A 20312-nucleotide genomic window follows, 5' to 3' on the forward strand; every position below is an offset into this window, starting at 1 on the left:
CACACTCCTCTCCGCTCCCTGATCGCTCTCCGCCGGAGCACCGCTCACCGGGCCCCGCCCGGGCCGCTGAGGGCCGGGGCCCGCCGGGGTGGTCCGGCGGGCCCGGTGGGGGGTGTCAACTGGCTTCGGCGGCCTGCCACTCGGCGCGGTACTCGTCGAAGATGGTCTTCAGGTGGTGGCCGATCTTCAGGTAGTCGAGGTCGTCGAGGTTGGCGAGCGAGACCCGGACCGACCACTGCGGGCCGTCGAAGCCGCCGCCGTTGAGCAGCACCACGCCGGTCTGCTCGGCCAGCCGGAACAGCGGTTCGGTGGGCTCGTAGGTCTGCTCCAGGAAGGCCGCGAAGGCGGGCCCGGAGGTGCGTTCGGCCTCGGCGAGCAGGTCGAGTTCGATGTAGTAGCCGGCCCGCTGCGGGTCGTCGGAGATCTTCATCCCGGAGCCCTCCAGCAGCAGGTCGAGGCGCCGGTGCACGATCGACTGCACCTTGGCCTTGTAGGCGCGGCCCTCGGGGAGCAGCGCGAACAGCGAGAACAGGGTGAGCTGGGCCTGCTGGGGCAGCGAGAGCCCGGCGGTGTGGTTGAGCGCGACCTGCCGGGAGTCGGCGACCAGCCGGTCGATGAAGCGGATGCTGCCGGGGTCGAGGCTGAGGCTGCCGTAGCGCTTGGCGAGCCGGGCCTTCTCCTCCTCCGGGAGGGCGGCGATGGCCTGGTCGATGACGTTGTCGCGGTGCAGGCCGATCACGCCGAGGCGGTGGCCGGTGCAGCCGTAGTGCTTGGAGTAGGAGTACACCAGCAGGGTGTTGCGGGGCAGTTCGGCGGCGATCGAGCGGAAGTGGTCGACGAAGGTGCCGTAGACGTCGTCGGTGACGACGATCAGCCCGGGGTTGTCGGTGGCGACGATCTCCTTGATCTGGTCGGTGACCCGCCGGGAGAGCGCCAGCGAGGGCGGGTTGCTGGGGTTGACCAGGCAGACCAGCTTGATGGAGGGGTCGGCGAGCTTGGCGACCTCCTCGGTGGGGTAGCGCCACTCCCGCACGCCGGCCTCGGCGAAGGAGCTGGCCTCGACCCGGACCACGTCGAACTCGTAGGTGTCGAGTTCGGGGATCTCGATGTAGGGGGTGAAGACCGGCACCATCAGGGCGATCCGGTCGCCCTTGTGCAGGACGCCGTTCTTCATCAGCGAGTCGAAGATGTAGCACATGGCGGCGGTGCCGCCCTCGGTGGCGAACAGGTCGAGCTGCCCCTCGGGGGGCCGGCGGTCCATCAGCTCGTCCTGCAGGTAGCCGGCCACGACCTGTTCGGCGCCGGTCAGCATCCGGTCGGGGACCGGGTAGTTGTCGCCGACCGCGGCGTCGGCGAGCTCGTGCACGAAGTCGTCGCGGTCGAGGTCGAAGCGGTCGACGGCGAGGCCGATGCAGGCGGTGAGCAGTTCGATGCCGGGCAGTTCGGGGTGCGAGCGGGCGAAGCGGTCGTAGCGGGCGGCGATGCCGGCCCGTTCGGGCATGCCGCCGAGGTTGTCGGCGGTCCAGACCCGGCGGGACTCGGAGAGCGCGAAGTGGCCGAGCGCGAGCATCGCCTCGCGCGGGCCGGTGCAGATCCAGTTGGGGTTGCCGCGCCCGGCGTTGAGCATGTGGGCGGTGGACTTCTCCTTCTGCCCGGGCCGGTCGCCCTGGTAGTGCTCGGCGAGCTTGATGAACTCGCCCTTCAGCTCGAAGGGGCTGAGCTGCGAGAGCCGGTGGATCTCCGCGCGGCCGATCGTGGGCTTGGTCATGGTGCTGGGTCCTCCGGGACGACTAGCCGAGCAGGGCGACGATGACCGCGCCCCAGATGGTCAGCAGGACGTTCCCTGCCGCGTACGGGATGGTGTAGCCGAGGGTGGGGATCTGGCTGCGGGAGGCTTCGTTGATCGCGCCGATCGCCGCGGTGGTGGTCTGGGCGCCCGCGACGACGCCCAGCAGGATCGGCGGGCGCATCCGGAACCCGAAGTGGCCGACCAGCAGGCCGACCACCAGCGGGACCACGGTGGCCACCGCCCCCCACAGCAGCAGGCCCCAACCGGCCTGGGAGAGGCCGCTGGTGAAGCTCGGCCCGGCGTTGATGCCGACGATGGCGACGAACGCGCACAGGCCGAAGGTGTCCATGAACCACTGCGCGCCGGGCGGCACGTTGCCGAAGGTCGGGTACTTGCCGCGGATCCAGCCGAACACCAGGCCCATGATCAGCGCGCCGCCGGAGGTGGACAGGCTGATCGGGACGCCGCCGAGGGTGAGCGCGGGGATGCCGATGCAGCCGCCGAGGAAGATGCCCAGGCCGACCCAGGTCATGTCGGTGGCGAAGCTGGTCGGGACGGGTGTGCCGATCGCCTTCGCGGCCGGTCCGACCAGCCGTTCCGGGCCGGTGAGCAGCAGGGTGTCCCCGCGTTCGACCTCGGTGCTCAACCGGTAGGGGAACTCGGCCCCGGCCCGGTAGAGCTTGTCGACGAAGACCCCGACCATGAACGGTTCGCGCCGCAACTCGGCGATGGTCTTCCCGAGTTGGGCTTTCTCGGCGGCGACGACGTGCAGCGTCTCGGTGCGGTAGCCGAGCAGTTCGACGTCGTCGGTCTCGGGGCCGATCGCGGTGGCCGGGTCGAACTCGACCAGGTCGTGGCGGAGCGCGCTGACGGCGAGCACGTCGCCGGCCTCGATCACGGTCTGCTGGTCGTGGTCGAGGATCTTCCCGTTCCGGCGGACCCGGGTGAGGTAGATCCGGCGTCCGGCGTCGCGCTGGCGCTGCTCGAACTGCTCGACGGTGGAGCCGATCGGGCCGGTGCGGACGGTGTGGGCGCGCAGCACGACCTCGTAGTAGCCCTCGGCGAGGTCGGGGTCGTCGGCGGGGGCGTCGAGTTCGGCGGCGAGTTCGCGGGAGTCCGCGGCGAGGTCGCTGTGCAGGAGGCGGGGGGCGATGTTGGCGAGCAGGATCGCGCACAGCACGGTGCCGAGCGGGTAGGTGACGGCGTACCCGATCGGCACCAGGTTCTGCTGGGCGGTGATCTGGTCGTGGCTCAGGCCGGGCAGTGCGGCGATGGCGTCCTGGGCGACGCCGATGACCGCGGACTGGGTGAGCGCGCCGCCGAGCAGTCCGGCGCCCAACCCGGGGCCGTAGCCGAGCAGTTCGGCGAAGCCCCAGCAGACCGCCAGGCCGCTGAGGCAGACCGCGAGGGTGACGGCGACCTGCGGCAGGCCGTCCTTGCGGAGGCCGCGGAAGAACTGCGGGCCGACCTTGTAGCCGAGGGCGAACAGGAACATGATGAAGAACACCGATTTGACGGTGCCGTTGACCTCGACGTCGGTGAGCCAGCCGGTGCCCAGCCCGGCGACCAGACAGCCCGTCACGGCGCCCAGCCCGATGGCCTTCCAGTGCAGCCGGCCGACCAGGAAGCCGAGCGCGACGGTCAGGAAGATCAGCAGTTCCGGGTAGGGCTTGAAGACGTGCGCGGTGATCCAGTCCATCGGTCGTCCCCCTCCCGCTCAGAGGCCGACCAGGCCGACCAGGACCGGGCCGGTGAGCGGGAGCAGGAAGTTCGAGAGGGTGTAGGTGATGGTGTAGCCGAGCATCGGGACGCTGCTCTGCGCGACGTTGCCGATCGCGGTGATCGCGGGGGTCGAGCACTGCTGTCCGGCGATCGCGCCGATCAGGATCGGCGGTTCGATCTTCAGCAGCTTGCGGCCGACGAACAGGCCGAGGAACGCCGGGATGACGACCATCAGGATGCCGGAGACGGGCAGCAGCACCGGGTACTGCTTGAGCAGCGGCCCGGCGTCGGGCCCGGCGGCCATGCCGGTGACGGCGATGAAGACGGCCAGGCCGAGGTCCTTCATGGTCTGCGCGGCGACCGGCGGGTAGGCGCCGAAGGTGGGGCGCAGCGAGCGGGCCCAGCCGAAGACCAGGCCGGAGATCAGGCAGCCGCCGCCGGTGCCGAGGGTCAGGTTGACCTCGCCGAAGTGCACGTTGACCTTGCCGAGCAGGACGCCGAGGCAGATCCCGAGCGAGAGGTAGACGTAGTCGACGGTGTCCTGCCGGACGGTGGCGCCGACCTTGGCGGCGAACCGCTCCACCCGGGAGCGGGCGCCGACCACGGTGAGGGTGTCGCCGCGGTGGACCTCGGTCTCGCCGACGGCGGGCAGGTGGTGGTCGATCCGCTGGATGTCGGTGAGGAAGACGCCGCCGGTGGCCTGCGCGTCCCGGTCGCGGACGGCGTCGAGGGTGTGCCCGGCGACGTCCTTGCTGGTGACGACGACCTGGCGGACCGTCATCGGGCTGTCCAGGCCGGGGACGCCGCTGGTCTCGGGGCCGAGGTCGTGCCCGGCCTCGATCACGGCGGCGCGGCGGCCGACCACCAGCACCTGGTCGCCGCGGCGCAGCACCGGGTCGTCGTCGACCTTGAGCTTCTTGCCGCCGCGGCTGACCGCCTCGACGGTCACCAGCTGGCCGGAGCCCTCCTGGACCTGGCTGATCCGGGTGCCCTCGCCCTGCGAGACCAGGTAGGTGCGGCCGACCAGCGCGGGCAGCGACGGGGCTTCGCCGGCCTCCAGTTCGCCGGCCGCGCCGCGCATCTTCTCCCACAGCTTGCGGGAGGACTCGGCGAGGTCGATCCGCATCAGCAGCGGGAACAGCTGGCTGGTCAGCAGGACGATGCTGATCAGGCCGAACAGGTAGCAGACCGAGTAGGCGGTGGCGACGTGCGCCTGCAGCTGGGTGGTCTGGTCGTGGGTGATGCCGGGGAGCTTGGCGATGGCGTCCTGGGCGGTGCCGACGGCCGCGGACTCGGTGGCGGCGCCCGCCAGGATGCCGGCGGCGGTGCCGACGTCGAGGTCGGCGGCCTTGGCGATGCCCAGCGCCATCACGATGACCAGGACCGCCTCCATCACCGAGAGCACGCCGAAGCGCAGGCCCTTGGCGTTCATGTTGGCGAAGAACTGGGGGCCGGCGATGTAGCCGAGCGAGAAGATGAACAGCGCGAACGCCACGTTCTTGACGTCGGCGTTGACCGAGACGTGCCGGGCGCCGACCAGCATCGAGACGATCAGGACGCCGCAGATGCCGCCGAGTTGGATCGGCCCGACCCGCAGCTTTCCGACCAGGTACCCCAGGCCGAGGCAGAAGAAGAGGGCGAGGACGGCGTTCTCGCGCAGGAGGCTCATGTTCGCATGAGAACCCATTCACCCCTTTTGCACGCATTTGACACGCCGTCACCACGTCCGTGATCACACCGGCGCCGCCCCGGCCGGGGAAAACCGGGTGCGGACGGCCCGGGCGGTGGTGTGGGATGCGTGGCCATGACCTTCGTCGTGAACGAGCCCGGCACCGCCGACCTGCCCGCGGTCGTGGCCGCGCTCCGCTCCTGGCAGGACGACCGGACGCCGCTGCAGTTCCACCCCGGCGACCTCGGCTGGGCCTGGGCGGTGGGCCCGGAGCGGCTGGCCGCCACCCTGCGGACCTGGACCCTGGACGGGCGGATCGTCGCCCTCGGGTACCTGGACTCCCCCGACCTGCTGCGCCTGACCACCGCGCCGGAACTGCGGCAGGACGAGGCGCTGGCCCGGCAGTTGCGGGCCGACCTGGACGACCCGGCGCGCGGCGTGCTGCCCGCCGGGCGGGCCGGGGTGGAGGTCCCGAACGGCGCGCTGCTGCGCGAGGTGCTCGCCGGGGCGGGCTGGCGGCCGGACGAGGCGTGGACGCCGCTGCGGCACGACCTCGCCGGGCCGCTGCGGGTCGACGGCCTGCGGGTCGAGGTGTCCGGCCCGGGGACGGCCGCGGTGCGGACGGCGGTGCACCGCTCGGCCTTCGCCAGCGCCCGGTTCACCGAGGAGCTGTGGCACGTCCTGGCGGCCGGGCCGCTGTACGCCGACGCCCGCTGCCTGCTCGGCTACGACGCGCGGGGCGCCGCGGTGGCCGCGGCGACGGTCTGGTCGGCCGGCCCGGGCCGGCCCGGCCTGCTGGAGCCGCTGGGCGTGCACGCCGACCACCGGGGGCGCGGCCACGGGAGGGCGATCGGCGTCGCCGCGGCGGCCGCGCTGCGCGACCTGGGGGCCTCCGCCGCCCTGGTCTGCACCCCGAGCGCGAACACCGGCGCCGTCGCCACCTACCGGGCGGCCGGGTTCGTGGCCGGCCCCGAACGGCTGGACCTGGTCCGGGGCGCCTGAGCCCGGGCGGGTCCGGGGTCAGGCGAGCGCGGGGTCAGGCGAGCGCGGGGTGGACCAGCCGCCCGTGGTGGATCAGCGAGGCGGACTGCTTGAGCCGGTTCACCCGGACGCTGATCTCGTAGCCGCGCAGGCCCTCGACCCCGGACAGGCGGGTGGTCAGGTAGCGGTAGAAGTCGGCGGTGTCCCGGCAGAGCACCACGGCCATCAGGTTGTGGCGGCCGCTGATCGCGGCGGCGAACGCGCACTCGTGGTGACCGCCGATCTCCTCCCCGGCCGCGTGCAGCCGCGGCAGGTCGACCTGGAGCCACAGCGTGGCGTTCAGCCGGTACCCGAGGCGCTCGGGCAGCGTGTCGACGTCGTAGACCAGCGAGCCGGCCGCCTCCAGCGCCTCCAGGCGGCGGGCGACCCGGGGCTTGGACCAGCCGGTCAGCTCGGCCAGCCGGGTGTGGGTGGCCCGGCCGTCCTCGGCGAGCGCCCGCAGCAGCGGCTGGTCCGCCTCGCCCGGGGGCAGCACCGGACCGGTGGGCGCCGGGCGGTCGGCGGTCAGCTGCCGCACCTGCTCGGCGGTGAGCGAGGCGGCCGGGTCGGTCCCGGGGGCGCTGCCGGGGTTGCCGTAGCTGCGCACCACCAGGTCGACGTTGACGTCCAGCACCGCACCCGCGCGCGGGAGTTGACGCAGCAGCAGGTCGTCGCGGTCGGTCCCGGACGGCGAGCGGATGATGCAGATGATCTCCGACCCGCCGGAGGCGACGCCGACGTACGCCACCTCGGGCCGGCGGGCCAGCGACTGGGCCAGCGGGCCCACCGCGTCCGGGCGGCAGCGCAGCCGGGCGATCCACTCGGCCTGGCCGTGCGCGCCCGGGTTGCCGAGCCCGACCACCCGCAGCACGCCGTCCCGCCGCAGCGCGGCGTAGCGGCGTGCCACGGTCTGCTCGGACACGCCGAGGACCTCGCCGAGCCGCCGGAACGGGACCCGGGGCGCGCACGTGAGGCCGTGGATGATTCTATGGTCCAGCTCGTCGGGCATGGCGGAATTCTGCCACTGCGGCGGACTCTGGTGAAGGTTCGAGCACGCCGGGGCGGATCGGCCGCGGGTTCCGGCCCCGCCCGGGCGAAGCTGATCGGCGGCCCCACGGGCGGCGGTCACCGCCCCGCGCGGGGCGGGCGCCCGCCGGACGGCGGTGCGCCGAGGACCCGGGGCTCCGCCCCGCAGCAGCCGAAGGAACGACTCCGTGAACTCCGCAACGACGCCGGGCCCCCGGGCGGGACGGGCCGCCACGCTCGTGCTGGCCTGTCTGGGCGTCTTCGTCGCCTACCTGCCCGTCACCACCGTGTCGGTGAGCCTGCCCGCGATCCAGCGCGCGCTGGGCGCCTCGACCTCCGAACTGTCCTGGGTGTCGGACGCGTTCGTGCTACCGATGGCGGCGCTGATCCTGACCACCGGGGTCTGGGGCGACGTCCACGGCCGCAGGCGGGTCTTCCTGGCGGGCCTGGTGTGCTGCGGGCTGGGCGCGGCGGTCTCGCTGCTGTCCGGCTCGGTGCAGCTGCTCTGGGCCGGGCAGGCGGTGTCCGGCGTCGGCGCCGCCGCCCTGCTGCCGACCACGCTCGCCCTGATCAGCCACGCCGTGCCCGACCACCGCGAGCGGGGCCGGTTCATCGGCTTCTGGGCGATGAGCCTGACCGCGCCGCTCGCCGTCGGCCCGCTGGTCGCCGGCGTCCTGCTGGAGCACACCTCCTGGCGCTGGATCTTCCTGCTGCCGATCCCGGTCACCGCGGCCCTGTTCGCCGTCGCCGCCGCCCGGCTGCCGGACTCCCGCGCCCCGCACGGCCGCCGCCTCGACCCGCCGGGCCAGCTCACCGCCGCCCTCGCCGTCACCGCCCTGGTCTACGGCGTCATCGAGGGCGGCGCGGACGGCTTCGGCGAGCCCGCCGTGCTCGGCGCGCTGGCGCTCGGCACGGCCGCCGCCGTCGCCTTCGTCCTGGTCGAACGACGCAGCTCCGCCCCGATGCTGGACCCGGCGCTGTTCCGCAGCCCGGCGTTCACCGCGACCGCGCTGGTCGCCCTGGTCAGCTTCCTCGGCCTGATCGGCTTCTTCTTCGTGCTCAGCCTGTACTTCGGCCTGGTCCAGCACCTGAGCACGCTGGACGCCGCGCTGCGGCTGGTGCTGGTGTCCGGCACCTCGCTGCTGGCCGGCCTCCCGGTCGGCCGGCTGGTGCACCGGGTCTCCCCGCGGCTGCTGATCACCTCCGGGCTGCTGCTGACCGCGGCCGCGCTGCTCAGCATGACCGGCCTGGACGCGCACACCTCCTACCCGGCGCTGGCCTGGCGGCTGGTGCTGCTCGGCCTCGGCATGGGCCTGGTGCTCACCCCGATGACCGCCACCGCGGTCTCCGCCGTCCCCTTCCACCTGGCCGGGACGGCCGCGGCCGGGAACAACGCGATCCGCCAGGTCGGCGCGGCGCTCGGCCCCGCCGTCCTGGGCGCGCTGCTCACCACCCGCGCCCTGCACGCCCTGCCCGGGCGGCTCGCCGACGCCGGAGTCCCCGCCGGGACCGGGGCGCAGGTCCTGGACACCGCCCGCGCGCACGGCCTCGGCGCCGTCGCCGGGCTGGACCTCGGCCCCGCCACCGGCCGGGTGCTGGGTGCGCTGGGCGACTCCTTCCTGGACGGCATGCGGCTGTGCCTGCTGGTCTCCGCCGCGCTCGCCCTGCTGGCGGCGCTGGCCTCCGCCCTGCTGTTGCGGCGCCCGTCGGCAGCGGGGCGGGACACGACGGGCCCGGACACGGCCGGCCGGAACGCGGCGGGCCCGCGGCTGCGGGCGGTCGACGGGGCGGAGCGGGTCGCGCCGTAGCGGGTCGCGCCGGAACGCGCACCTGGCCGTGCGGCCCCGCCCGGGTCTCTCCTCCGGGGCGGGGGGGCCCGGGGGGGGGGGGGGGCCGCGGGGGCGGCGGGGGGCGGCGCGTCGGGGGGCGCGCCGGCCCGCGCCCGGGGCGGGGCGGCCCCGCCGGGGCCCCCCCGCGGGGGGGGGGCCCCGCGACCCGACGATCCGTCAGACGGTGGCCGGGGCCGGGGCCGGGGCCGGTTCCCCGGCCGGGGCGGGGACCCGGTCGCCGTGCTCGATGTTCAGCTTCGGCAGCAGGCGGTCGAGCCAGGCCGGGAGCCACCAGTTGTAGCGGCCGAGCAGGGTCATGGTGGCGGGGACCAGGACCAGCCGGACCACGGTGGCGTCGACCAGGACGGCGACGGCCATGCCGACGCCGATCATCTTGACGGTGATGTCGGGGTCGATGGCGAAGCCGGTGAAGACCGCGACCATGATGGCGGCCGCGCTGCTGATCACCCGTCCGGTCGCGGACAGGCCGCGCACCACGCTGCCCCGGGCGTCGCCGGTGACCAGCCAGTCCTCGCGGACCCGGGCCAGCAGGAACACCTCGTAGTCCATCGACAGGCCGAACAGCACGGTGAACATCAGGATCGGCACCCAGCTGGAGACCGGCACCCCGTGCGGCAGCCCGAGCAGCTTCGCGCCCGCGTCGTGCTGGAACACCGCCGTCATCACGCCGTACGCGGCGGCCACCGAGAGCAGGTTCATCGCGGCGGCCTTGACCGCGATCACCGGGGCCCGGAACAGCACCGTCAGCAGGATCAGCGAGAGCGCGACCACGAACGGGACCACCACCCACAGCCGGGCCGAGAGCCGGTCCGAGATGTCGGAGAAGGACGCCACCACGCCGGTGACCTCCACCCCGGCCGGCAGGTCGCGGTCGCGCAGCCGCTGCAGCAGCTCCGCAGTGGCCGGGTCCTGCGGGCCGGTCTTCGGCTGCACGGTGATCACGGCGGCGTTCCCGACCGCGTTGACCTGTGCGGGCTGCACCGCCGCAATGTCCTGATCCGTCGTCAGCTTCTGTACCAGCGACGGCAGTTCGTCCTTCGGCAGCCGGTCCAGGTCGACCGCCAGCAGCAGCGGGCCGTTCGCACCCGGCCCGTACCCGGCGTCGATCAGGTCGTACGCCTTGCGGGTGGTGTTGCCGGACGCCTGGCTGCCCGCGTCCTGCGGCCAGGTCCGCATGTCGAGCATCGGCGCGGCCAGGCCGAGCAGCGCCACCAGCGAGAGCGCGGCGGCGGCCAGCGGGCGGCGGCCGATCAGCTTCGCCCAGCGCTCGGTCCGGGTCGGGGCGCCGGCGGTGCGGGCGGCGGGGTCCTTGCGCTCGGCGCGGCGCAGCAGGCGCGGCCCGGCGAGCGCGGCCAGCGCGGGCACCAGGGTCAGCGAGGCGGCCATCACGCCGCCGACGGTGGCGAAGGTCGCGTAGCCGAACGACGCGTAGACCGAGAGCCCGGCCAGCTTGAGGCCGAACAGCGAGACCAGCACGGTCGATCCGGCCACCACCACGGAGGACCCGGCGGTGGCGTTGGCCTCGGCCGCCGCGGCCCGGGCGTCCAGCCCCCGGCGCAGCCCCTCGACGTGCCGGGAGACCAGCAGCAGCGCGTAGTCGATGCCGACGCCGAGGCCGACCATCGAGGCGACGGTCGGGGCGACGTTGCTGATGTCGGTGACGGCTGCCATCAGGGTGATCAGCCCCGTGCCGACGCCGAGACCGGCCAGCGCGACCAGCAGCGGCAGCCCGGCCGCGATCACGGTGCCGAGCGCCACCACCAGGATCACCAGCGCCGCGGCCATCCCGAGACCTTCGGCGGTGCCATCCGGAGCACTGAAGTTCTCCGGCAACTGCCCGCCGAACTCCACCTGGTAGCCCGCGTCGGTGGTGGCCCGCGCGGCCTCCCGCAGCGCGTCCAACCCGGCGGAGCCCTTGAACTCGGTGACCTTGACGTCGTACCCCACCGTCAGCAGCGCGGTCGCCCCGTCCGCCGAGGGTATCGGCGGCGTCACCGACAACGCGTGCGGCAGCGCCCCCAACCGCTCCCGCAACGCGAGCAGCGGCTCCGCCGGCAGCTGCTTCCCGCCCTTGTCATGCACCACCACCCGGGCGCTGGTCCCCGCCGTCTCCGGAAAGCGCTCGTTCAGCAGGTCCAACCCCGCGGTCGAACGGGTGCCCGGCACCCGGTAGTTGTCACGGGGCTGACCCCCGAAAGCCTGCGCCAGGCCGAACACCGCGGCGATCAGCAGCACCCAGGCCGCAACAGTGCGCCAGGGCCGGGCCGCCGCGGCCCCGCCGAGGCGGCCGAGGAGAGTGGACATTGCGTACGCCTTCCGTACTGCGGTCGAGTCGATGTCGAACCCCAGTCTGAAACCCCCACCTTGGAACCCACTTGGCACCCCACCCGCCGACCCACCCGGCAGGGCACTCCCCCACCAACCGGCCGCCACAACACCGACGCTGCGCTCCAAGTCGCACAGACCGCCACAGCCTTGAGCCTCATCCGGCAGGGCGCCGCACCATCAGCCGGCCTCCCCGATCCGCGCGATCTGCCCCAAGTCGCGCAGACCGACACAGCCGTGGACCCCACCCCTCCCCCCACACCCCCGCCCGCCCGGCAGGGCACTCACCCCCCTCAGCCGGCTGCCTCGATCCGGGCGATCTGCTCCAAGTCGCGGAGGCCGACGCAGTCGTGGGTCCAGAACGGGTCGGCGTAGACGAAGGTGCCGGTCATCCAGGGGCGGTGGGCGGGGAGGAGGGCGACTTGGAAGGCCGGGGCGGGGATGCGGAGGGAGGGACGGCGGAAGCCGAGGGTGTCGGCGCGGGTGAAGCCGCGGGTGCGGTAGTAGGTGGGGGAGCCTTCCAGGAAGACGGCGGGGCAGGCGAGTTGTTCGGCGGCGGCGAGGGCGGCGGCGACCAGTCGGGTGCCGAGTCCGTGGCGCTGGTGGTCGGGGTGGACGCCGAGCGGGGAGAGGCTGAGGACGTCCACCAGGCGTTCGGGGGCGTCCAGTCGGCCGGGGCTGAGCATCACGTGGCCGACGACGGCCCCGTCCGCGGTGGCGACGAGTGCGGTGGTGCCGCCCCGGGCGCGGAGGGCGTCGACCAGGCCGGGGACCCGGTCGGGGTCACCAAAGGCGAGGGCGTGCAGGCAGCGGACGGCGGAGTGGTCGGCGTCCTGCTCGGAGCGAATGTCGTACACGGGGCTCATGCGGGGCAGGGTAGGACGCAACGGCCTTGCGGGCGAACGGGTTTCCGCCCCGTCAGGGCGCGGGGAGCGCGGCGAGCGCGGTGGCGGCCTCGGCCTCCCAGGAGGGGGACTCCCAGCGGCGGGCGACTTCGGCCGCGCGGCGGAACCACTCGGCGGCCTCGGCGGTGCGCCCGAGGTGGCGGGCGAGTTCGCCGAGCGACAGGGCGACCGGCCGGATGGCGATCGAGGTGGACGCCGCGCCGGACACCAGGTGGCCCAACGGCCGCATCTCCTCCAGGAGTTCGGCGGCCTCGGCGCGCTCGTCCAGGGCGATGACCACTTCGGCGCGCAGGGTCAGGAAGAGCGAGCGGAAGTAGTCGGCGTGCACCTCGACCCGGTTCCGGCGGACCGCCCGGGCCTCCTCGGGGTCGCGGCCGGCGGCGAGCAGGGCGAGCGCGGTGACGTCGACGATCAGCGGACCGTACTGCTCGCGGTGGTGCTCGATCAGCGGCAGCGTCTCGGCGAGGCGGCCCTGCCGGTGCGCGATGACGATCCGGGTCAGCGCGCCGAGCCCGGCGGCGTGCAGCGAGCCGCGTTCGCGCAGGCCGGTCAGGGCCTGTTCGTAGAGGGCCGCGGCGGCGTCGATCCGGTCGGCGGCGAGTTCCAGCATGGCACGCTGGAACAGCACCACGTCGGCGAGTTCGAGCAGGCCGTAGCGGTGCGCGATCTCCTCCCCGGCGGCCAGGTGGCGGCGCAGCGCGGGCAGGTCGCCGTGCACGGCGGCGGCGGTCGCGGCGAGGTGCTCGGCGTGCCAGCGGTAGGCGGGCAGGTCGTGCTCGGTGGCGAGGGCGGCGAGTTCGGCGGCCAGCCGGGAGCGGTCGACGGGCGCCAACTCGTGGTCGCAGGAGCGGGCTTGGGCGGCCAGGGCGAGGCAGAGCAGCCGCGGGTCGCCGACCGCGCGGGCGATCGCCACCGCCTCGGCCCCGGCGTCCAGCGCGTCGGGCGAGCCGGCGCAGTCGAGTTCCTGGGTGAGCGCGTCGAGCAGGCGGCAGCGGGTGGCGGGCGGCAGGTCGGGGCGGCGCAGCAGCCGGGTGAGCTGTTCGACGGCCTCCTGGTCGAAGGCACCGTAGGGGTGGGTGACCCAGGGGGTGGGTTCGGTCCAGGCCGTCCAGGCGGCGATCAGCAGGTCCTCCCGGCCGCTCTCCCGGGCCAGCCGCAGGGCACGCGCCTTGGTCTCGGTGGCGGCGGTGACCTGCCCGGCCCGGACCTGGGCGCGCAGCAGGGCGCCGAGCAGCTCGATCCGGCGGGCGGCCCGGTCCTCGCCGGGCCGCTGGGCGGCGCGCTCCAGGTTGTCGACGGCCTGCCGGTAGAGGGCGACGGCGCTGCGGTGGGCGTAGCGCCGGCCGGCCGCCTCGGCGGCGCGGACGCAGTGCTCGACCGCGAGGGCGGCCGTGCCGGTGGTTGCGGCTTCGGTGAAGTGGTGGGCCAGCGCGGTGAGTTCACCCGGCCGCAGGTCGTGCAGGGCGTGGCCGATCCGGCCGTGCAACCGGGCCCGGCGCAGGCCGCCGAGATCGGCGTACAGGGTGTCGCGGACCAGCACGTGCGCGAACCGGACGGTGCCGGGCCGGGGTTCGAGCAGCAGGCCGCCCGCGACGGCCGCCTCGACGGCCTCGGTGGCGGTGTCCTCGTCCTGCTCGCCGGCCCGCAGCAGCAGGTCGACCTCGCTCTCCCGGCCTGCGACGGCGGCCAGCCGGAGCAGGTCGACGGCGGGCGCGGGCAGCCGCTCGAAGCGGCGCCGCAGCACCTCCCGGACGCCCTGCGGGACCTGCCGCAGCGCCGTCGACTCGTCCCCCAGGGCGAGCAGTTGGGCGCTCTCGGCGAGGTAGAACGGGTTGCCGCCGGTGCGTTCGGCCAGCGCCCGGACGGTCTCCGGGCGGACGGGGGCGGCGCACACCGCCTCGATCAGCCGGCCGGCGTCCCGCTCGGCCAACCCGCCGAGCACCACCCTGGTCGGCGTGCGGCGCGCCAACCGGGCCAGCACCTCGGCGAGTTCGCCCTCGCCGGGGCGCAGCGCGGCCACCACCAGCAGGCCGCCGGCCGGAGCGTCCGGGCCCGGGTCGGCAGCCAACTCACCGAGCAATTCCCGGGTTTCGGGGTCGGCGGCGTGCAGGTCGTCGAGCAGCACGGCGAGCGGCGCGCTGCGGGCGGCCGTGTTCAGCCGGGCGATCACCGCCCGGTGCAGCCGGAACCGCCCGGACACCGGGTCCTGACGGTCCGTCAGGGACGGGTCGGCGAGCAGCGGGGCGAGCGCCGGGTCGACGGCGGTGCCGGGTTCGTGCCCGGCGAGTTCGCGCAGCGCCTCCGTCCAGGCCCAGGCGGCGGGCGCCCCCGCACTCTCCGGGCAGCGCCCGGTCACCACCCGCCAGCCCGCACCCCCGAGTTGCTCACGCAGCCGCCCGAGCAAGGTCGACTTCCCCGCCCCGGCCTCCCCGCTCACCAGCGCGAACCCGACCCCGCCCCGCGCCTGCCCGGCCGCCCGCCCCAGCGCCGCCAACTCCTCCTCCCGCCCCACGAACACAGCCACCCGCCGCCCCCGGCCCCCCGGAACACCTGCCCCGACCCCCGCCGAAGCCGCACCGCCCACCCCACCGCCCTCGCCGAAGGCCATCCCGCCCCCGGCGTCGGTACGCACGCCACGCAGCGCACCGCCGCCGGCCTCCCCGTCCCGGCCGAAGGCCATCCCCGCCCCAACACCCCACCCCGAGGCCGCTTCCGGCCCACCGTCCTCACCGAAGGCCGTCCCAGCTCCACCACTCCGGCCGAAGGTCGCTTCCGGCCCGCCGCCCCCACCGAAAGCCGTTCCTGCCCCGCCATCCCAGCCGGGAGCCCTTCCCGCCCCACCCCCCTCGCCGAAGGCCGTTCCAGCTCCACCACTCCGGCCGGAGATCGTCCCCATCCCGCCATCCCGGCCGAAGGCCGCTTCCGGCCCGGCTCCCCTACCGGAAGCCGTTCCCGCCCCACCACTCCGGCCGAAGGCCGTCTCCATCCCGCCATCCCGGCCAGAGGCCGTGCCCGTCCCGGCGCCCCCACCGAAAGCCGTTCCCGCCCCACCACTCCGGCCGAAGGCCGCCCCCGTCTCCCTGTCCCGGCCGAAGGCCGCCTCCGGCCCGACGCCCCCACCGAAAGCCGTTCCTGCCCCACCACTCCGGCCGAAGGCCGTCCCCGTCTCCCTGTCCCGGCCGGAGGTCGCTTCCGGGCCGCCGATGGTGAGTTCCTCGATGCGCTGGTGCAGGATCGCGGATTCGACGGCGGCGAGGGCGGGCCCCGGGTCGAGGCCGAGTTCGGCGGCGAGGTGGGTTCGGGCGCGACGGACGGCGGCCAGGGCCTCGGCCTGGCGTCCGGCGTGCCAGAGGGCGAGGGCGAGCAGGCGCCAGCCCTCTTCGCGCAGGGGATGGTCCTCGACCAGCGCGGCGGCGTCCTGCGCGGCGGCCCCGGCCCGGCCTGCGGCCAACTCCCGTGCGGCCAGGGCCTCCCGGGCGGCGGTGCGCAGCCCGTCCAGCCGGGCGATCTCGGTGGCGGCCCACGACCGGTCGGCGAACTCGCCGTACGCGCCGCCCCGCCAGAGCGCGAGCGCCCGCCGCAGCACGTCGGGGCCGCCGGGGGCGGTGAGCAGGGCCTCGAACTCCCCGGCGTCGGTGCGCACGCCGCGCAGCGCGTAGCCGCCGGCCTCGCTGGTCAGCAGCCGGGCGGGGCGGCGCGGGCCGCGCTCGGGCTCCAGCAGGCGGCGCAGGTTGGAGACGTACGCCTGGAGCGAGACGGCGGCCTTGGTGGGCGGGCGGCCGTCCCACAGGTGGTGGATCAGCCGGTCGGCGGGGACGGCGGTGCCGTGGGCGACCAGCAGTTGGGCGAGCACGCCGCGCTGGCGCGGGCCCCCCAACCGGACGTCGGCCCCCGCCACTTGCGCCGTCAGTGCACCGAGCACCGTGATCCGCACCATCGTGCCCCGAGCCTATGCGATGCCGCCGCCCCACCGCCGCCGACCTGCGCTCCAAGCCCGTTCCAAGCCGGTTCCGGGGCACTGCCGGGCACCGTCCCCGCCGCTGCGCCCGGGACTGCCGGGACGGGCGTGACGGGTGGTGCGGCCGGGACGGCTGGACGCCTTGTGCCAGTGCAGATTCCGTCCATCGGATCGGCCTTCCGAAGGGGGCGCGGAGCCGCCAGAGTAGAGGTGTCGGCAGGGAAGAAAGAACGAAGGAAAACCGGCCGACACCGACCGAACGGGAATTCCCGGGCAGTGTCCGCGAATTCCCCACCGCAGCGCCGATTCCCCCGAAGGAGAGCATTCCGTGAACGCCACCCGTACGACCCGAACCGCGTTCGCCGGACTCCTCGTCGTCGGATTCTCGCCCCTGCCCGGCACGGCCGGCTCGCCTTCCCCCGACTTCCGGACGGCCGCCGTCGCGGCCCCGGTGCCCAGTGCCACGCCGACCGCCGAGGGCGGCGACGTGACCTGGGGCCACTGACCGACCCTTCGCCAAGGAGAACGCCATGCACGCCACCACGAACTTCCTCGCCGATTCGCCGGAGTCCGCGGAGCGCACCGAGAGCGTCCTCGGGAATTCCCGCCGCACCGCGAACCAGAGCTGGATCGTCGCCTGACCCTCCGGATTCCCGAGGGAATTCGGCCCCGTTGACCCGTCCGCCGCAAACCCGCCGGACACAAACCCGATGGCCGCAGCCGACCGCAGAAACAGAAAGGGGTGGACAGCATGAAACGCACGCACCACATGTTCGCCGGGGACGATCCGCTGTTCTACGACCACCCCGTGGCCGGCACCGCCCGGCGCAGGTTCGCCGCTACCGACCGTCCCGCCCCGGCGGGCTGGCGGCGGGACGAGAGCGCCAGCTGGCTGTACCTCACCCCGGACGGGGCCGAACTGCCGGACCAGGGCTGGAAGATCCACGTCTCGGCGGTGCCCGGCGAGGCCGCCGAGGTGATCGAGCTGGTCAGCGGGTACTGTCTGGCGGCGGGGCTGCCGCACAAGTTCCTGGTCGGCCCCCGGGTGCACCACCTGAACAACAGCAAGTACGCCCGCCGGGGCAGCAGCGGCAAGCTGCTCGCGGTGTACCCGGCCGACGAGGCCGAGTTACAGTCCGCGCTCGACGGCCTCGGCCCGCTGCTGGCCGGCCGCCGCGCCCCGTACGTGCTCGGTGACCTGCGCTGGCAGGACGGCCCGCTGTACCTGCGCTACGGCGCCTTCCGGGAGCTGTGGTGCACGCTGGAGAGCGGCGAGCGGGTGCTCGCCCTCACCGGGCCGGACGGCACCCTGGTGCCCGACCGGCGGCCCCCGTACTTCGAACTCCCGCCCTGGGTCGAGCCGCCCGCGTGCGTCGCGGCGCAACTGCGGGCCGACGAGACCGCCGCGGCCGGACAGGCGGGACTGCCGTACGACATCGAGCGCGCCCTGCACTTCTCCAACGGCGGCGGCGTCTACCTGGCCCGGGACCGGGCCGGGGGCGGGCCCGTGGTGCTGCGCGAGGCCCGGCCGCTGGCCGGGCTGGACGGGGCCGGCCAGGACGCCGTGGATCGGCTGCGCACCGAGGCCCGTGCCCTGCGGGCCCTGGCGGGGCTGGAGTTCGTGCCCCGGCTGCTCGGGGAGTTCACCGTCTGGGAGCACCACTACCTGGCGGAGGAGTACGTCGAGGGCGAGACGCTGCGCCAGTTCCTGGCCCGCTCCAACCCGCTGACCCGCCCCGCCCCGTCCCCGGCCGACCTGGCCCGGTACACCGCGCAAGTACTGGACGTCATCGACCAGTTGGAGCGCGCGGTCGAGCAGATGCACGCCCGCGGCTGGGCCTTCGGCGACCTGCACCCGGCCAACGTGCTGCTGCGCCCGGACGGCCGGGTCTGCCTGGTCGACTTCGAGGTGGCGCACCGGCCGGACCGCGACCCGGGACCGTCCGTGGGCTGCCCCGGGTACGTCGCCCCGCACGCCGACGCCGGCTTCGAGCGGGACAGGTACGCGCTGGACTGCATCCGGCTGGCGCTGTTCCTCCCGTACACCATGCTGCTCGACCTGGAACCCGGGAAGGCCGACCAACTCGCCGACGCGATGGCCGAGTTCTTCCCCGTCCCGGCCGCGCACACCGAGCGGGTCCGGCGCGGCCTGCGCCGCCCCGGCAACGTGCCCGCCCCCGCCGCGCCCGACCTGTTCGGGGCCGGACGCACCGAGCTGCTGGCGGAGTCGCTGACCCGGGCGGTGCTCGCCTCGGCCACCCCGGAGCGCACCGACCGGCTGTTCCCCGGCGATCCGGCGGGCCTGACCGACGGCGGCTGGAACCTGGCGTACGGCGCGGCCGGCGTGCTGCACGCCCTGCACGCCACCGGCCACCCGGTGGCGGAGGCGCACACCGACTGGCTCTGGCGGGCCACCCGCCGGGCCGCCGACCCCCGGCCCGGCCTGTACGGCGGACTGCACGGCGCGGCCCTGGTACTGGCCGAACTCGGCCGCGAGGAGCAGGCGTTGGAGCTGGTCCGGCGCGCCGCCGACACCACCGACCCGTTCCTGCACAACGGCCTGGCCGGCATCGGCCTGACCCTGGCCCAGCTACACCGGCGCACCGGAGACGACCGCCTGCGGGCCGAACTCGACCGCATCACCGAGCAGTTGACCGCCGCACTGGCCCCGGGCGGGCTGCCGCCCACCGGCGCCGGGCTGCTGCACGGCCCCAGCGGGATCGCCGAGTTCTTCCTCCACTTGCACGAGGAGGACGGCGACCTGGCCCACCTCGACCTGGCCGCCTGCGCCCTGCGCGCCGACCTGGCGCAGTGCCGCACCAGCGAGGAGGGCGCGGTCAACCTGCTGGACGGCACCCGGCTGCTGCCCTACCTGGGTTCCGGCAGCGGCGGCGTCGGCCTGGCCCTCGGCCACTACCTGCGCCACCGCCCCGACCCGGAGTTCGCGGCCGCCCTGGACGGTGTCCTGCTCGCCGCCCGCGCCCGGCTGGTGATCTTCGGCGGCCTGTTCCACGGCCGGGCCGGCCTGCTGGCCCTGCTCGCCGAGCACCGCGACCGTCCCGGCGCCGCCGAACTGATCGACCGCCAACTGCGCCTGCTGGCCTGGCACGCCGTCCCGTTCCGCGACGGCACCGCGATCGTCGGCGACCAGCTGCACCGGCTCTCGATGGACGTCGCCACCGGCACCGCCGGCGTCCTGCTGGCCGCGCACGCCGCCGCCAGCGGACCGCTGCACCTGCCCGGCACCACCGCCGCCCTGCCGCACCCGGCGGCCGGCCGCGCCTGAGCCCGCCCCGCGGGCCCCACAGACTCTCCGGGCAACCGCCCTGGAGCCGAACGCACCACTACCGCATGGGAGTTGAACATGTCCGAGATCCTCAAGCTGCAGAACCTGTCCGTCGCCGACACGGACGAGGGCGAGCTCAACGACTGGAGCACCATCTCCAACCACTGCGGCAGCAAGATCGAAGAGGACGCCCTCTAAGCCCTCCCGCCGGCCGCACCGTCCCACCAACCACCCACCCCCAGAAGGAGAACCGCCATGTCCGAGATCCTGAAGCTCCAGAACCTCTCCGTCGCCGACACCGACGAAGGCGAGCTCAACGAGTGGAGCACCATCTCCAACTACTGCGGCAGCAAGATCGAAGAGGACGCGCTCTAAGCCCCCGGGCTCCCCCACTCCCCCCAACTCACCACCCACCGAAGGAGAACCGCCATGTCCGAGATCCTCAAGCTCCAGAACCTGTCCGTCGCCGACAGCGACGAGGGCGAGCTGAACGACTGGAGCACCATCTCGAACCACTGCGGCAGCGTCGACGAGGAAATCGTCTGACCCTCGCCCCACTCGCACCGACCCCCAATCAACCACGCACCACAGCAGAGGAGTTGCACCATGTCCGAGATCCTGAAGCTGCAGAACCTGTCCGTCGCCGACTCCGACGAGGGCGAGCTCAACGAGTGGAGCACCATCTCCAACTACTGCCACAGCGTGGACGAGGAGATCGTCTGAGCACGGCCCGCCGACGACCTGCCGCGCCCTGACCCCCGT

Annotated in this window: 15 protein-coding genes; 8 read left to right on the forward strand and 7 right to left on the reverse strand. The window is 74.5% G+C overall.

Annotated elements, in window-relative coordinates; all coding sequences use genetic code 11:
* Positions 1-115: 115 nt before the first annotated feature.
* Genes ACIOHG_RS00870 through aspT (ACIOHG_RS00880) form a run of 3 tightly spaced genes read right to left on the reverse strand, consistent with a single transcriptional unit; the run spans position 116 to position 5180 of the window.
* Positions 116-1768 (reverse strand): bifunctional aspartate transaminase/aspartate 4-decarboxylase, encoded by a 1653-nt coding sequence (locus ACIOHG_RS00870; RefSeq protein ID WP_400943721.1) that lies wholly within the window; start codon positions 1766-1768, stop codon positions 116-118.
* Between the two features lie 22 nt (positions 1769-1790).
* Positions 1791-3488, reverse strand: a complete 1698-nt coding sequence (gene aspT, locus ACIOHG_RS00875; protein WP_400943724.1) for an aspartate-alanine antiporter — start codon at positions 3486-3488, stop codon at positions 1791-1793.
* 18 nt (positions 3489-3506) lie between these two features.
* The gene (gene aspT, locus ACIOHG_RS00880) at positions 3507-5180 is read right to left on the reverse strand and encodes an aspartate-alanine antiporter (RefSeq protein WP_400943727.1); all 1674 of its coding nucleotides are present in this window, start codon (positions 5178-5180) and stop codon (positions 3507-3509) included.
* A gap of 135 nt (positions 5181-5315) precedes the next feature.
* Here aspT (ACIOHG_RS00880) and ACIOHG_RS00885 point away from each other — a divergent pair, with 135 nt between their 5' ends.
* Positions 5316-6182, forward strand: a complete 867-nt coding sequence (locus tag ACIOHG_RS00885; RefSeq protein WP_400943730.1) for a GNAT family N-acetyltransferase — start codon at positions 5316-5318, stop codon at positions 6180-6182.
* A 34-nt stretch (positions 6183-6216) separates the two neighbouring features.
* Here ACIOHG_RS00885 and ACIOHG_RS00890 read toward each other — a convergent pair whose 3' ends face one another.
* The gene (locus ACIOHG_RS00890) at positions 6217-7209 is read right to left on the reverse strand and encodes an Lrp/AsnC family transcriptional regulator (RefSeq protein WP_400943733.1); all 993 of its coding nucleotides are present in this window, start codon (positions 7207-7209) and stop codon (positions 6217-6219) included.
* Positions 7210-7414: 205 nt separating this feature from the next.
* On the opposite strand from ACIOHG_RS00890, the gene ACIOHG_RS00895 reads away from it, so the two are divergent.
* Positions 7415-9034, forward strand: coding sequence for an MFS transporter (locus tag ACIOHG_RS00895; RefSeq protein ID WP_400943736.1), 1620 nt, complete (start codon positions 7415-7417; stop codon positions 9032-9034).
* Between the two features lie 198 nt (positions 9035-9232).
* On the opposite strand, the gene ACIOHG_RS00900 is transcribed toward ACIOHG_RS00895, so the two are convergent.
* From ACIOHG_RS00900 to ACIOHG_RS00910, 3 genes are all read right to left on the reverse strand, one after another.
* Positions 9233-11380: an MMPL family transporter gene (locus tag ACIOHG_RS00900; RefSeq protein ID WP_400943739.1), complete on the reverse strand. Its 2148-nt coding sequence runs from the start codon at positions 11378-11380 to the stop codon at positions 9233-9235.
* A gap of 314 nt (positions 11381-11694) precedes the next feature.
* Positions 11695-12267 carry a GNAT family N-acetyltransferase gene (locus ACIOHG_RS00905; protein ID WP_400943742.1) on the reverse strand — a complete coding sequence of 191 codons (573 nt, stop codon included), beginning with the start codon at positions 12265-12267 and terminating at the stop codon, positions 11695-11697.
* 52 nt (positions 12268-12319) lie between these two features.
* On the reverse strand, positions 12320-16243 hold the full coding sequence (locus tag ACIOHG_RS00910) for a BTAD domain-containing putative transcriptional regulator (RefSeq protein WP_400943745.1): 3924 nt from the start codon (positions 16241-16243) through the stop codon (positions 12320-12322).
* A gap of 349 nt (positions 16244-16592) precedes the next feature.
* On the opposite strand from ACIOHG_RS00910, the gene ACIOHG_RS00915 reads away from it, so the two are divergent.
* The 6 genes from ACIOHG_RS00915 to ACIOHG_RS00940 all read left to right on the forward strand — a co-directional run bounded on the left by ACIOHG_RS00915 (position 16593) and on the right by ACIOHG_RS00940 (position 20273).
* Positions 16593-16769: a hypothetical protein gene (locus ACIOHG_RS00915; protein WP_400943747.1), complete on the forward strand. Its 177-nt coding sequence runs from the start codon at positions 16593-16595 to the stop codon at positions 16767-16769.
* Between the two features lie 246 nt (positions 16770-17015).
* The gene (gene lanKC / locus ACIOHG_RS00920) at positions 17016-19550 is read left to right on the forward strand and encodes a class III lanthionine synthetase LanKC (RefSeq protein ID WP_400943750.1); all 2535 of its coding nucleotides are present in this window, start codon (positions 17016-17018) and stop codon (positions 19548-19550) included.
* 78 nt (positions 19551-19628) lie between these two features.
* The gene (locus ACIOHG_RS00925) at positions 19629-19748 is read left to right on the forward strand and encodes a class III lanthipeptide (RefSeq protein ID WP_400705026.1); all 120 of its coding nucleotides are present in this window, start codon (positions 19629-19631) and stop codon (positions 19746-19748) included.
* A gap of 57 nt (positions 19749-19805) precedes the next feature.
* Positions 19806-19925, forward strand: a complete 120-nt coding sequence (locus tag ACIOHG_RS00930; protein WP_400943753.1) for a class III lanthipeptide — start codon at positions 19806-19808, stop codon at positions 19923-19925.
* Positions 19926-19979: 54 nt separating this feature from the next.
* Positions 19980-20096: a class III lanthipeptide gene (locus ACIOHG_RS00935; RefSeq protein WP_400943756.1), complete on the forward strand. Its 117-nt coding sequence runs from the start codon at positions 19980-19982 to the stop codon at positions 20094-20096.
* A gap of 60 nt (positions 20097-20156) precedes the next feature.
* Positions 20157-20273: a class III lanthipeptide gene (locus ACIOHG_RS00940; RefSeq protein WP_400943759.1), complete on the forward strand. Its 117-nt coding sequence runs from the start codon at positions 20157-20159 to the stop codon at positions 20271-20273.
* Positions 20274-20312 lie beyond the last annotated feature (39 nt).

The sequence above is a fragment of the Kitasatospora sp. NPDC088134 genome (assembly GCF_044741705.1).
GTDB lineage: Bacteria > Actinomycetota > Actinomycetes > Streptomycetales > Streptomycetaceae > Kitasatospora.